Origin of the sequence: Herbiconiux moechotypicola (assembly GCF_024979255.1) — a bacterium.
GTDB lineage: Bacteria > Actinomycetota > Actinomycetes > Actinomycetales > Microbacteriaceae > Herbiconiux > Herbiconiux moechotypicola.
In genome coordinates, this window is sequence record NZ_JANLCN010000006.1 from 89,812 (window position 1) to 102,639 (window position 12,828).

Annotated in this window: 12 protein-coding genes and 1 pseudogene; 7 read left to right on the forward strand and 6 right to left on the reverse strand. The window is 71.0% G+C overall.

The features are described from left to right. Positions 1–2: 2 nt before the first annotated feature. The 3 genes from dapC to N1031_RS11115 all read left to right on the forward strand — a co-directional run bounded on the left by dapC (position 3) and on the right by N1031_RS11115 (position 3,676). Positions 3–1,133 (forward strand): succinyldiaminopimelate transaminase, encoded by a 1,131-nt coding sequence (gene dapC, locus N1031_RS11105; protein WP_259479703.1) that lies wholly within the window; start codon positions 3–5, stop codon positions 1,131–1,133. A gap of 155 nt (positions 1,134–1,288) precedes the next feature. Continuing rightward, a complete protein-coding gene (locus tag N1031_RS11110) occupies positions 1,289–2,575 on the forward strand; it encodes a citrate synthase (protein WP_259479704.1) in 1,287 nt (428 codons plus the stop codon). Between the two features lie 441 nt (positions 2,576–3,016). Next, positions 3,017–3,676: a DUF559 domain-containing protein gene (locus N1031_RS11115; protein WP_259479705.1), complete on the forward strand. Its 660-nt coding sequence runs from the start codon at positions 3,017–3,019 to the stop codon at positions 3,674–3,676. A 122-nt stretch (positions 3,677–3,798) separates the two neighbouring features. On the opposite strand, the gene dapD is transcribed toward N1031_RS11115, so the two are convergent. Next, the gene (dapD, locus tag N1031_RS11120; protein ID WP_259479706.1) at positions 3,799–4,764 is read right to left on the reverse strand and encodes a 2,3,4,5-tetrahydropyridine-2,6-dicarboxylate N-succinyltransferase; all 966 of its coding nucleotides are present in this window, start codon (positions 4,762–4,764) and stop codon (positions 3,799–3,801) included. 43 nt (positions 4,765–4,807) lie between these two features. Here dapD and dapE point away from each other — a divergent pair, with 43 nt between their 5' ends. The 3 genes from dapE (at position 4,808) to N1031_RS11135 (ending at position 7,368) form a co-directional block, all read left to right on the forward strand. Continuing rightward, positions 4,808–5,908, forward strand: a complete 1,101-nt coding sequence (gene dapE, locus N1031_RS11125; protein ID WP_259479707.1) for a succinyl-diaminopimelate desuccinylase — start codon at positions 4,808–4,810, stop codon at positions 5,906–5,908. A gap of 19 nt (positions 5,909–5,927) precedes the next feature. Beyond that, positions 5,928–7,112: a mannosyltransferase family protein gene (locus N1031_RS11130; RefSeq protein ID WP_259479708.1), complete on the forward strand. Its 1,185-nt coding sequence runs from the start codon at positions 5,928–5,930 to the stop codon at positions 7,110–7,112. A gap of 82 nt (positions 7,113–7,194) precedes the next feature. Further along, positions 7,195–7,368, forward strand: coding sequence for a DUF3117 domain-containing protein (locus tag N1031_RS11135; protein ID WP_085019840.1), 174 nt, complete (start codon positions 7,195–7,197; stop codon positions 7,366–7,368). Between the two features lie 100 nt (positions 7,369–7,468). On the opposite strand, the gene N1031_RS11140 is transcribed toward N1031_RS11135, so the two are convergent. Further along, positions 7,469–8,101: an O-methyltransferase gene (locus N1031_RS11140; RefSeq protein ID WP_259479709.1), complete on the reverse strand. Its 633-nt coding sequence runs from the start codon at positions 8,099–8,101 to the stop codon at positions 7,469–7,471. Positions 8,102–8,194: 93 nt separating this feature from the next. Between N1031_RS11140 and N1031_RS11145 the strand changes: the two are divergent. Beyond that, a pseudogene (locus N1031_RS11145) lies at positions 8,195–8,447 on the forward strand (twin-arginine translocase TatA/TatE family subunit); the annotation flags it as partial. A 356-nt stretch (positions 8,448–8,803) separates the two neighbouring features. On the opposite strand, the gene N1031_RS11150 reads toward N1031_RS11145, so the two are convergent. Genes N1031_RS11150 through N1031_RS11165 form a run of 4 tightly spaced genes read right to left on the reverse strand, consistent with a single transcriptional unit; the run spans position 8,804 to position 12,798 of the window. Next, positions 8,804–9,730 carry a hypothetical protein gene (locus tag N1031_RS11150; protein WP_259479711.1) on the reverse strand — a complete coding sequence of 309 codons (927 nt, stop codon included), beginning with the start codon at positions 9,728–9,730 and terminating at the stop codon, positions 8,804–8,806. A gap of 23 nt (positions 9,731–9,753) precedes the next feature. Continuing rightward, complete coding sequence (locus tag N1031_RS11155; RefSeq protein WP_259479712.1) at positions 9,754–10,911, reverse strand: Mrp/NBP35 family ATP-binding protein; 1,158 nt, start codon at positions 10,909–10,911, stop codon at positions 9,754–9,756. Next, positions 10,908–11,477: a DUF1003 domain-containing protein gene (locus N1031_RS11160; protein WP_259479713.1), complete on the reverse strand. Its 570-nt coding sequence runs from the start codon at positions 11,475–11,477 to the stop codon at positions 10,908–10,910. The genes N1031_RS11155 and N1031_RS11160 overlap by 4 nt, the downstream gene beginning before the upstream one ends. Further along, the gene (locus N1031_RS11165) at positions 11,467–12,798 is read right to left on the reverse strand and encodes a magnesium transporter MgtE N-terminal domain-containing protein (RefSeq protein ID WP_259479714.1); all 1,332 of its coding nucleotides are present in this window, start codon (positions 12,796–12,798) and stop codon (positions 11,467–11,469) included. The genes N1031_RS11160 and N1031_RS11165 overlap by 11 nt, the downstream gene beginning before the upstream one ends. Between the last annotated feature and the right edge of the window lie 30 nt (positions 12,799–12,828).

Sequence of the window (12,828 nt, forward strand, 5' to 3'; positions counted from 1 at the left end):
ACGTGGCGCTAGGGGAGCTGCCCGACTATCCGTGGGATGCGATGGTGCCGTTCGCGGCCACCGCCCGCGCGCATCCGGACGGCATCGTCGACCTCTCGATCGGCTCGCCCGTCGACCCCACCCCGGCGGTGGTGCGCGAGGCGCTCGCCGCCGCCACCGATGCGCACTCCTACCCGGCGACCGCCGGGACGCCCGCCCTGCAGGAAGCCATCGCTTCGTGGTTCGATCGGCGCCGGGGCGTGCACGGGCTGACGGCGGCGAACGTGCTGCCGACCATCGGGTCGAAGGAGTTCGTGGCCTGGCTGCCGTTCATGCTCGGCCTCGGCGAGGGCGACGTGGTCGTGCATCCGTCGGTCGCGTACCCCACCTACGCCATGGGGGCGATCATCGCCGGCGCCACCCCGGTCGCCGCTGACGACCCCGACGACTGGCCCGCGGGCACGCGGCTGGTGTGGACGAACAGTCCCGGCAACCCCGACGGATCGGTGCTCGACGCGGAGCGGTTGCGCATCCTGGTGGCGGCGGCCCGGGAGCGCGGCGCGGTCATCGTGGGCGACGAGTGCTACGCCGAGCTGGGCTGGGACGGGGTGTGGGCGACCGAGCCCGTGCCGAGCATCCTCGACCCGCGCGTCACCGGGGGTGATCTCACGGGGGTGCTGGCCGCCTACTCGCTGAGCAAGCAGTCGAACCTCGCCGGGTACCGCGCCGCCTTCACAGCGGGTGATCCCGCGCTCATCGCGCGGCTGCTCACCGTGCGCAAGCAGGCCGGCATGATGCCGCCCGCGCCCGTGCAGGCGGCGATGCTCGCGGCGCTCGGCGACGACGCGCACGTGGCCGCGCAGAAGGAGCTGTACCGCGCTCGCCGCGCGGTGCTGCGCCCCGCGGTCGAGGCGGCCGGGTTTCGGATCGACCGCAGTGAGGCCGGGCTGTACCTCTGGGCCACCGAGGGGCGGGATGCTTGGGAGTCGATCGGCAGGCTCGCGGCGCTCGGCATCCTGGCGGGGCCGGGGCCGTTCTACGGCGACGCCTCGCCGTCGCACGTGCGGTTCTCCCTCACCGCGAGCGACGAGCGCGTCGCGGCGGCGGCCGCGCGGCTGCGCGGAGACGCCGGCGCTGTCGCCGGCGCGTTGTAGAGAGTTCCTCCAACAGACATCCGCCAGTGTGGGTGGATGCAACAGTGGGCTCGCGCCGCCAGTAGGCTGTATACGGGTCAACGCGGTCACGGTCTACGAGACGCTGTCCGCGTCCCGCCAGCACCACCTCAGGCAGGACATCTCAAGGAGGCTCCGTGACAGACGTCGAGCAGAAGGTCACTCTGACCCACCCGGGCGGAACCGCCGAATTCCCGTTGCTGCCGAGCGTCGACGGCGCCTCGTCGATCGACCTCTCCTCGCTCACGAAGCAGACCGGGCTCACCACGCTCGATTACGGCTTCGTCAACACGGCCGCCACCAAGTCGGCCATCACGTACATCGACGGCGACCAGGGCATCCTGCGCTACCGCGGGTACCCGATCGAGCAGGTCGCCACCTCGCTCACCTACCTCGAGACGGCGTGGCTGCTCATCTACGGCGAGCTGCCCAGCGCGAGCGAGCTCGAGGCGTTCGATGCACGCATCCGTCGCCACACGCTGTTGCACGAAGACCTCAAGCGCTTCTTCGACGCGCTGCCGCACAACGCGCATCCGATGTCGGTGCTCTCCTCGGGTGTGTCGGCGCTGTCGACCTACTACCAAGACTCGCTCAACCCGCACAAGCCCGAAGACGTGGAGATCTCCACCATCCGGCTGCTCGCGAAGCTGCCCGTCATGGCGGCGTATGCGCACAAGAAGAGCCTCGGGCAGGCCTTCCTCTACCCCGACAACTCGCTCTCGTTCGTCGACAACTTCCTGCGGCTGAACTTCGGCACCATGGCGGAGCCCTACGAGGTGAACCCGGTGCTGTCGAAGGCGCTGGAGCGCCTGCTCATCCTGCACGAAGACCACGAGCAGAACGCCTCCACCTCCACCGTGCGGCTCGTCGGCTCCACCGAGGCGAACATGTTCGCCTCGATCTCCGCGGGCATCAACGCGCTGTTCGGGCCGCTGCACGGCGGGGCGAACGAGGCGGTGCTCACGATGCTGGCGCAGATCCGCGACTCGGGCGAGGGTGTGGCGAAGTTCGTGGAGCGGGTGAAGAACAAGGAGGCGGGCATCCGTCTCATGGGCTTCGGGCACCGCGTCTACAAGAACTACGACCCGCGCGCGAAGCTCGTGAAGGAGAGCGCCGACGAGGTTCTTCTCGCCCTCGGTGTGCAAGACCCGCTGCTCGACATCGCCAAGGAACTCGAGCAGGTGGCGCTCTCGGACGAGTACTTCATCTCGCGTCGCCTCTACCCCAACGTCGACTTCTACACGGGCGTCATCTACAAGGCGATGGGCTTCCCCACGCGCATGTTCACGGTGCTGTTCGCCATCGGCCGCCTGCCGGGCTGGATCGCCCACTGGCGCGAGATGGCCGCCGACCCCCAGACTAAGATCGGCCGCCCCCAACAGCTCTACCTCGGCTCCCCCTCCCGCGACCTCCCCGCCCGCTGACGCGCGCGCGGGCGCGCGCCCCGCGCATCCTCACCTCTCCTTCATGACCCGCCAAGAATCCTCCTTCCCACGGGATTTTTGAAGGATTTTTGGCGGTTCGTGAGGGGAGATTTCCACAGGGCTCGAGGATGCGGTGCCAACGGTGGTGAGGTGCGGCACGATGGCGGGGTGGTCCGTTCAACACCTCTCCCTGAGTCGCTCCGTGAGGGTGCGTTCTCTGTGCGCGATGCGCGCCGACGTGGGGTCGGCAAGACGCGGCTCCAGGGACGAGACCTCGATCGCCCCTTTCACGGGGTGCGGATCGCGGAGGGTTCGCCGTCGAGTGTCCTCGACCGCTGCCGTGCGTACTCGGTGCGACTCGCTCCCGGGCAGGCCTTCAGTCACGCGACCGCTGCGCTGCTCTGGGGAATGCCTCTACCTCGTCACGAGGAGCGGAGCGGGGTGATGCACGTCTCGTCGTGCGACGGGAACAACAGGCCACGGCTCGGCGGGGTACGAGGGCACGAGCTGAGCGACCGTGCGATCCGAGTGGTGTCGCGACACGGGCTGCGCGTGGTGGACGCCGTGTCGACGTGGTTCCACCTGGCGGCGGTGCTCACACTCGACGAACTCGTCGCGGCGGCCGATCACCTCGTGCTGACGCCGCGGTTCGCCGATCCCCACGATCCGCGTCCGTACGTGCTGCCCGAGGAACTCACCCAGCGCGTGCTGGCATCGCGCAGTCGAGGGCGGCGCCGCGCTCTCGAGGCTCTGGAGTTCGTGCGTGACGGAGCGGAATCACCACGGGAGACCCAGCTGCGCCTTCGCCTCGTGCGCGCTGGACTTCCGGAACCCGCCTGCAACGTTGCCATCCTCGAGAACGACGGCACCCTGATCGGATACGGGGACCTCGTCTACCGGTCGGAGCGTGTCGTCGTCGAGTACGACGGGGAGCAGCACCGCACCGACGACCGGCAGCACCACCGCGATCTCGAGCGTCATGAGGCCCTGCTCGGCGCCGGCTGGTTGCACGTGCGGGAGACCAAGCGCACGCCCCACGCCGGACCGCGCTCGACCGTGTCCCGGGTTCGAGACGCTCTCACGACCCGCCAGCAGTGGTGATCCGCCAAAAAGTCGCCCATCGGCGCCTGGCGGGAAGGATTTTTGGCGGGTCGCGTGGAGGGCGGGCGGGACGCGTGCGGGCGCGTCAGGCGTGGAGGGCGGGCGGGACGCGTGCGGGCGCGTCAGGCGTGAAGGGCGGCGTTGAGGGTGATGCCGGTGCCGGTGCGGGAGACGGCCTCGACGGCGCCCGTGAGGGAGTTGCGGCGGAAGAGGAGGTTGGGGGCGCCGGAGAGCGTGACCGCCTTCACGATGCGGTTCTCCTCATCCGAGCCCGAACCGTCGATGAGCACCACCTTCGTGCCCGCGGTGACGTAGAGCCCCGCCTCGACGACACTGTCGTCGCCGATCGAGATGCCGATGCCCGAGTTCGCGCCGAGCAGCGAGCGGCGGCCGATCGACACGCGCTGCGTGCCGCCGCCCGAGAGGGTGCCCATGATCGAGGCGCCGCCGCCGACGTCGCTGCCGTCGCCCACGACCACGCCCTGCGAGATGCGGCCTTCCACCATCGAGGTTCCGACGGTGCCGGCGTTGAAGTTCACGAAGCCCTCGTGCATGACCGTGGTGCCGGGCGCGAGGTGCGCGCCGAGGCGCACGCGCGACGCGTCGGCGATGCGCACCTTCGGCGGGGCGACGTAGTCGAGCAGGCGCGGGAACTTGTCGATCGCGTAGGCCTGGATGCCCTCGCGCTGCAGCGAGGGCCGCAGCCGCGTGTAGTCGTCGGGATGCACGGGGCCGGCGTTCGTGAAGGCCACGATCGGCAGGTGCCCGAAGATGCCGTCGAGGTTGATCGTGTTGGGCTCCACGAGCAGGTGCGAGAGCAGGTGCAGCCGCAGGTAGGCGTCGGGCGTGGACTGCGGGGGAGCGGCCAGCTCGATCGAGACCGTCGTGACCTCCACCGTGACGTTCCGCCGCGCATCCGGCAGCGCGTGCGAGCGCAGCTCGTCGGGTGCCGCGGCACCGGCGGGCAGCTCTCCGAGCGCGGGCGCCGGGAACCAGGTGTCGAGCACCGCGCCGTCGCCCGCGACGGTCTGGAGACCGTGACCCCAGGCGTGGGTGGCGGATGCGGTGGAGAGTTCGTCTGCGGGCATACCCCCAGCGTATCGAGAAGCGGCCCGCCTCTAGACTTGACCAATGGCATTCGACCCCGCGCATCCGGTTCTCGACCTCGGCGAGTCGTCGACGGTGCTCACCCAGCAGATCTGCGACGTCGAGTCGGTCTCGGGTGACGAGACGCTGCTCGCCGACGCGATCGAGGCGGCGCTCGCCGCCCAGGCCCCGCACCTCGAGGTGGTGCGCGACGGCGACACCATCGTGGCGCGCACGCACCTCGGGCGTGAGCAGCGCGTGGTGATCGCGGGGCACATCGACACCGTGCCGCTCAACGCGAACCTGCCCACCCGATACGAGACCGTCGACGGCGAGGAGTACCTCTGGGGGCGCGGCACCGTCGACATGAAGGCGGGCGTGGCGGTGCAGCTGAAGCTCGCCGCCGAACTCACCGATCCCGTGGTCGACATCACCTGGATGTGGTACGACCACGAGGAGGTCTCCAACGACCTCAACGGCCTCACCCGGCTGGCCCGCAACCGGCCCGATCTCTTCGCGGGCGACTTCGCCATCCTGGGCGAGCCGAGCAACTCGCAGGTGGAGGGCGGCTGCAACGGCAACCTGCGCGCCGAGATCCGCGCCTACGGCCTGCGGGCGCACTCGGCGCGCAGCTGGGTGGGCGACAACGCCATCCACAAGGCCTCCGAGGTGCTCGGCGTGCTCGCCGCCTACGAACCGCGCCAGGTGGAGGTCGACGGCCTCGTCTACCGCGAGGGCCTCAACGCGGTCGGCATCTCGGGCGGGGTGGCGGGCAACGTCATCCCCGACGAGGTGATGGTGCACGTGAACTACCGCTTCGCGCCCAGCCGGTCGGGGGCGGAGGCCGAGGCGCACATCCGCCAGCTCTTCCCCGAGTTCGACGTGCGCATCGTCGACCTCGCCGAGGGCGCCCGCCCCGGGCTCGACGCCCCGCTCGCCCAGCGCTTCGTGGCCGCGGTCGGCGGCGAACCGAAGCCGAAGTACGGCTGGACAGACGTGGCCCGCTTCTCGGCGATGGGCGTGCCCGCCGTGAACTACGGCCCCGGCGACCCGCTCAAGGCCCACGCCGACGACGAGCGTGTTCGGCTCAGCCAGATCGAGTCGTGCGAGGCGGGCCTGCGCGCCTGGCTCACCGGCGCGGCCTGACCGGATGCGCGTGAGCCGGATGCGCGGATCGCGCCTGCTCCTGAACCGCCCGTGGTGGCTGCAGGTACTGATCGTGTTCGCGCTCTCGCGTATGGTCACCACCGTCATCGTTCTGCTCTTCGCGCGGGCGCAGGGCGAGAACCCATGGACCGGCGCGAACCCGCCGTACCTCTCCTACGCCGCCATCTGGGACGGCAACTGGTACAAGATCATCTCGTACTTCGGCTACCCGGCCGAGCTGCCCGTCACCGCAGACGGCCACATCGGCGAGAACGCCTGGGCCTTCATGCCGGTCTACCCCTTCGTGGTGCAGGCGCTCCGCTGGGCGACGGGTGCCGGCTGGGAGCTCATCGCGGTGCTCGTCTCGGTGGCGTGCTCGCTGGGCGCGGCCCTGGTGTTCCACCGCCTGATGAAGCACGTGCTGAAAGACGACGGCGCCGCCCTGTTCGCGGTGGTGCTGTTCTGCGTGGCCCCGCTCTCGCCCCTGCTGCAGTTCGCCTACGCCGAGGCCGCCGGGCTGCTGCTGCTCGTCTCGGCGCTCTACCTCGTGGTGCTGCGGCGGTACGGCTGGGTGTTCCCCGTCGTAGCGGTGATGGCGCTCACCCGGCCGAGCGGCCTGGCCTTCGCCCTCTTCGTCGGCCTCCACCTCGTGCATCGGTTCCTGGTGCGGCGCACCGACCCGTTCCCCGTGCGCGACCGTGTCGTCACCGTCGGTCTCGCCGCATTCAGCGGGGTGATGGGATTCGCGTGGCTCGTCATCGCGTGGATCGCGACGGGCACGATGAACGCCTACACCGACACCGAGCTGGCCTGGCGCGCCGCCTACATCGGCTACGGCGAACTGGTGCCCTTCACCGCCTGGTTCCAGGGCGGCAACTGGTGGCTGGGCGAACCGTGGGGCGCCATCGTGGTGGTGCTCCTCATCCTCGGCTTTGCAGCGTTCCTGTTCACCCCGATCGTGAAGAGGCTGGGCGTCGACCTCCGGCTGTGGCTCGCGAGCTACGCCACCTACCTCCTCGCGGTGTTCTTCCCGCAATCGAGCACCTTCCGGCTGCTCATGCCGATGTTCCCCGCCCTGGGGGCGCTCGCCGTGCCCCGATCGCCGGTGTACCGCATCCTGCTCGTCGTGGTGTGCATCGCGGGGCAGGTGGGGTGGATGGCGATCGGATGGGGCGTCGACGGGAGGGATTGGACCCCGCCGTGATCGCTTCGACGGGAAGCCCGTGGTTACGTCGGGTGTCCCGGATCGGGGATAATAGGGAGGGAGACCACGAAAGGGGAGCCGAATGGCCGCCATGAAACCGAGGACCGGCGACGGGCCGATGGAGGCAGTGAAGGAAGGGCGCCTCATCATCGTGCGTGTCCCGCTCGAAGGAGGGGGACGCCTGGTCGTGTCCGTCAACGACGAGGAGGCGAAGGAGCTGCACGACGCCCTCGCCGGAGTGGTCAGCCCCGCCTGACGTCCTGATTCGCGAACGACCCCGGTGCTTCGGCGCCGGGGTCGTCGTGATTCCGGCGGCCGCGCCCCAGCCGGCCGAAGCGCCTCAGCCGGGGCGCGCCTCAGCCGACGATCTTCGTGACCTGCAGCAGCCCGTCGCCGGCCGGCGAGACCGCCGTGAGCACCGCATCCGATGCCGACAGCTCGGCGATGAGGGTGCGGAAGTCGGTGACGGTCGCACCGCGCTGGGCCGGGTCGGCCACGCGGTCCTTCCAGAGCGCATGCGGCACGAGCACGGTGCCGCCGCGGCGCACCAGCCGCAGCGCGTGCTCGACGTACTCGATGACCGAGGCGGGATCGGCGTCGACCAGCACCAGGTCGTACGATCCCTCGTTGAGCCGGGGCAGCACGTCGGCGGCCTTGCCCGAGATGAGACGGATGCGGTTGGCCGGCACCTTGGCGTCGAGGAGCGCCGCACGCGCCACCTGCTGGTGGTCGGGCTCGGAGTCGATCGAGGTGAGCGTGGCCTCGGGGGCGCCGCGCAGCAGCCACAGGGCCGACACCCCGAGCCCGGTTCCGATCTCGACGATGGAGCGCGCCCCGGTCGCCGCCGCGATGATGCCGATCTGCGCCCCGAGGGCGGGCGCGATCGATTCCACGCCGAGCTCGGCCGCGTGAGCACGGGCCGCGATCATCTGCGGCGTCTCCACCACGGCGTCGTCGACGTACTTCCAGCTGGACTCTTTGCTTGACACGGTGACCCTCCGCTTGACAGCTTAGAGACAGGGCGACGGTCGGCCCGCTCGCCACGCGCGGGGGCCATCGGGCAGCGGAGGTATGATTTCAGAATGTTCGGACTCACCTTCGAGAAGCTGCTGCTGATCGGAGTGATCGCCGTGTTCGTGCTCGGCCCCGAACGGCTGCCGGGTTACACGCAGAAGTTCGCCCAGTTCATCCGCAACCTCCGGTCGATGGCGAACGGCGCCAAAGACCGCATGCGCGACGAGATGGGCCCCGATTTCGACGAGGTCGACTGGAAGAAGCTCGACCCCCGGCAGTACGACCCGCGCCGCATCATCCGCGAGGCCCTGCTCGAAGACGACACGCCTACGCCGGCCGTGCGCCCCGTCACCCGGTCGACGAACCGTCCCGCCCCCGCCTACCTGCAGCACAAGGCGAAGTCGGCGGGCGGGCCCGTGCCGGTGACGGATGCGGCGGGCGCGGCCGAGGGAGCGGGTGCGGCGGCGGCCGTAGCCGGGGTCGCCGGAGGCGTCGCGGGCGCCGCGGCGCTCTCAGGGGTGTCGGGGGGTTCCAGCGACTCCGCGAGCACCGCAGACGGCGACGCCGGACTCACGACCTTCGACGACACCCCGTTCCCGGGCGAGGTGCCGGTGACGAGCTACGACTCCGAGGCCACCTGAGCTCACCGGCCACCTGAGCTCACCGGCCACCTGAGCTCACTCCGCGGCGAACCCGCAGCGCTCCGCGATGAAGTCGTACAGCGTCTCGCGGGCCTCCACGCCCGGGTCGAGGTAGATCGTGCCCTCGGCACCGGAGGCGAGCGTGATGCCCACGGGCAGCACCGTGCCGCGCTTGTCCTCGGCCACCGCGTGCGGGTCGCACCGTGCGGGCACGGCGTTCAGCACGATCGTGCCGGGCTGGTCTCCGCCCACGACCGCGAGCCCGACCGGCCAGTCCTGCGAGGCCTCCCCGGTGGCGGAGACCCCGTCGGGAGCCAGCAGGATCGTGAAGCGCACCTCGTCGATCGTCAGTTCCCCCGCGCCCTCACGGGGGTCGATCCCGATCGTGATGCGCGCCACGGCGTCGGCCCCCGAGCCCTCGATCGAGACGCTCTCGATCGCGAGTGATGCGACCGCGGCCACGTCGTCGCCGAAGCAGTCCTCGGCTGCGATTCGCGGGAGCACGCCGAACGGGTCGGCGGGAGCGCCCGACACCTCGCGACGGGCACCGGATGCGTCGATCACCGTGACCGTGAGCGTCGCGTCGGCCGACATCCCGGCCGGTGCGGGGCACACCGCGCCCGCGAGGCTCACGGGCAGATGCCTCGTGAGGCCGGCGGGTACCTCGACGGGCCCGTTCGCGCCCGGAGTCCAGATGACCGGCGCGTCGAACTGGGGTGACTCGAACCGCGCCGACTCCACGCTGAACGCCTCGTCGCCGGGATTCGAGATCGACAGCTGCAGGCCGCGCACGGCGTAGTCGGTGCGGCTCTGCAGGATCTCGAGGCCGACGCCGTCGGCGATCGACGGTGACGGGGCCGGAGTCGCCGACGGCTCGCCGCCGCTGCCCGCACCCCCTGTGGTGCAGCCGGTCAGGATCGCGGCGGCCAGCATCAGCCCCAGCACCCCAGTGCCCGCGGCCATCGCACCGCGCCGGACGCGCATCATCACGCGGGGGCGAGCCCCAGCCGCCGCCCGGCGAGGTCGCGCCCGCGCCTGGCCATCCGCTCGGCCACCGAGTCGATCGCCACGCTGGCGGGGTCGGCGGGATCGGCCAGCACCACCGGCACCCCGTCGTCTCCGCCCCGGCGCAGCGCCACGCTGATCGGCACCGACGCCAGCAGCGGCACCGGAGCATCCGGAGACCGCTCGCTCAACCGCCTCGCCACCTCGGCCCCGCCGCCCGCGCCGAAGATCTCGACGATCTCGCCGTCGGGGCCTGCGAAGCCGGCCATGTTCTCGATCACGCCGTAGAGCCGCTGGCCGGTCTGGCGGGCGACGAGCCCAGAGCGCTCCGCGACCTCGGCGGCGGCGGCCTGCGGGGTGGTGAGCACGATCACGTCGGCGTTGGGCAGCAGCTGACCGATCGAGATGGCCACGTCTCCGGTGCCGGGCGGGAGGTCGAGCAACAGCACGTCGAGGTCGCCGAAGTACACGTCGGTGAGGAACTGCGTGATGGTGCGGTGCAGCATCGGCCCTCGCCAGGCGACGGCTCCACCGGTGGCCGAGGCCTGTGCCGGGTCGATGAACATGCCGATCGAGATGACCTTCACGCCGTACGCCACCGGGGGCAGGATCATGTCATCGACGCGGGTGGGCCGCGCGGCCAGCCCGTCCTCGCCCACGAGACCGAGGACGCCCGGGATCGAGAAACCGTGCACGTCGGCGTCGACGAGCCCCACCGAGAGGCCCTTCGCGGCGAGGCTCACGGCGAGGTTCGCGGTGAGCGTCGACTTGCCCACACCGCCCTTGCCGCTCGTGATCGCGTAGACCCTGGTGAGAGAGCCAGGGCCGAACGGCATGGTGCGGGCGCCGGGGCCGCGCAGCCGCTCGGTGAGGGCCGCCCGCTCCTCCTTGGTCATCACGTCGACGTCCACGTCGACCCGCTGCACCCCGGCCACGGTCGCGGCGGCCTCGCGCACGTCGCGCTCGATGGTGTGCGCGGCGGGGCAACCCACGATCGTGAGCTTGAGCGCGATCGAGGCGGTGCCCTGGTCGTCGACGGACACCTCCCCGAGCATCCCGAGCTCGGTGATGGGCTTGCGAATCTCGGGGTCGACGACGCGCGCGAGCGCCCCGCGCACCCCGTCGGCGAGGGAGCTCACCGCGTGGTGCCCCGCTGCACCGGCGTGGGGCGGGTGCGCGGCGAGGGGGCCGAGGCGGTGTCGCCGTCGCCGCGGTCGAGCTCCTCGAGCAGGGCGCGCAGCTCGGCGCGGATGAACTCCTTGCTCGCCATGTCTTGCAAGGCCAGGCGCAGGGCGACCACCTCGCGGGCGAGGTACTCGGTGTCGGCGAGGTTGCGCTCGGCACGCTGCCTGTCCTGCTCGAACTGCACGCGGTCGCGGTCGTCCTGCCGGTTCTGGGCGAGCAGGATGAGCGGGGCCGCGTAGGAGGCCTGGAGCGACAGGATGAGCGTGAGGGCCGTGAACCCGATCGCGGCCGAGTCGAAGCGCCAGGCCTCGGGGCCGTAGGTGTTGAAGATCATCCACACCACCACGAAGAGCGTGAGCCCCACCAGGAACCACGGCGTGCCCATGGCGCGCGCGATCGCCTCGGTGACTCGCCCGAACCGGTCGCGATTGGTGACCGGGCGACGGGGGATGACGCTGCTGCGCAGGCCCTTGGGGGCGTCGAGCCCGGAGCTGCTGGTGTTCGGTGTCTTACGAGCCATGACCGGTCCTCCTTCCGCGAGTGGGGGTGCGCAGCGCTCCGCTCAGAGCTCGCGCGGGGGTGCGCTCCGGCGCGGGGGCGCCGTCGTCGCTGTCGCTACTTCGCCAGTCGTCGGGCAGGAGGTAGTCGAGGACGTCGTCGATGGTCACCACCCCGACGAGACGGTGGTTGTCGTCGACCACGGGCACGGAGACGAGGTTGTAACTGGCCAGGATGCGCGCCACGACCGCCGCCGAGGTGGTGGCCGTCACGGGTTCGAGACCCTGGTCGAGGATGGTGCCGAGGCGCTCGTGCGGGGGGTAGCGCAGCATCCGCTGGAAATGCACCATGCCGAGGAAGCGGCCGGTGGGGGGCTCGTAGGGCGGCAGGGTGACGCAGATGGCTGCGCCGAGCGCCGGAGCGAGCTCGTGGCGGCGGATGAGGGCGAGGCCCTCGGCCACGGTGGCGTCGGCGCTCACGATGATGGGCTCGGTGGTCATGAGACCCCCGGCGGTGTCGGGCGCGTAGGCGAGCAGCATGCGCACGTCGTCGGCCTCTTCGGGTTGCATGAGCTCGAGCAGCTGCTCGCCGCGCTCCTCGGAGAGCTGGGCGATGAGGTCGGCGGCGTCGTCGGGCTGCATCTGGTCGAGCACGTCGGCGGCGCGGTCGTCGTCGAGCCGGGCGAGGATCTCGACCTGCTCGCTCTCGGGCATCTCCTCGAGCACGTCGGCGAGGCGGTCGTCGGGGAGCTCTTCGGCCACTTCGAGCCGGCGCTGCGCGGGGAGGTCGAGCAGCGTGGTGGCGAGGTCGGCGGGCTTCAGTTCGCTGAACGTGGCGATCAGCTGCTCGGCCGACTGCGCCTGGCCGGCCGCGGTGCGCTCGCGCACGTCGCCCCACGAGGCGAACACGGTCGCACCCTTGGCGAACGGCGACGAGCTCGTCTTCGGGCGGCGCACGAACAACTGGGCCACCGCCCACTCGCCCGGGCCGTGCTCCTCGATGGAGACGTCTTCGATGGTGGCCTCGCCCGAGCCGTCGGTGAAGTCGACGGTGCGGCCGAACAGCTCGGCCACCACGCGCACCTCGCCGCCGCGCTGCTCGAAGCGGCGCACGTTGATGAGGCCGGTGGTGATGATCTGCCCGCCCGAGATGCTCGTGACCCGGCCGATGGAGACGAACACCCGGCGCCGGCCGGGGATCTCGACGATGAGGCCCACGACCCGTGGCGGGTCGTTGCGGCGGTACACGACGAGCACGTCGCGCACCTTGCCCAGGCGGTCGCCGGCGGGGTCGAAGACGGTGCACCCCACCAATCGGGCGACGAAGACTCTGGTGGCACTCACAGCTCTTAACTGTAGACCTTCGGCTCTCGG

Excerpts from the sequence above, each read along its gene's own strand:
- dapD (WP_259479706.1), bottom strand. The coding sequence starts at position 4,764 with ATGCCCGCAGACGAACTCTCCACCGCATCCGCCACCCACGCCTGGGGT.
- N1031_RS11150 (WP_259479711.1), bottom strand. The coding sequence starts at position 9,730 with ATGGCCGCGGGCACTGGGGTGCTGGGGCTGATGCTGGCCGCCGCGATC.
- N1031_RS11135 (WP_085019840.1), top strand. The coding sequence starts at position 7,195 with ATGGCCGCCATGAAACCGAGGACCGGCGACGGGCCGATGGAGGCAGTG.
- dapE (WP_259479707.1), top strand. The coding sequence starts at position 4,808 with ATGGCATTCGACCCCGCGCATCCGGTTCTCGACCTCGGCGAGTCGTCG.
- N1031_RS11130 (WP_259479708.1), top strand. The coding sequence starts at position 5,928 with ATGCGCGGATCGCGCCTGCTCCTGAACCGCCCGTGGTGGCTGCAGGTA.
- N1031_RS11160 (WP_259479713.1), bottom strand. The coding sequence starts at position 11,477 with ATGGCTCGTAAGACACCGAACACCAGCAGCTCCGGGCTCGACGCCCCC.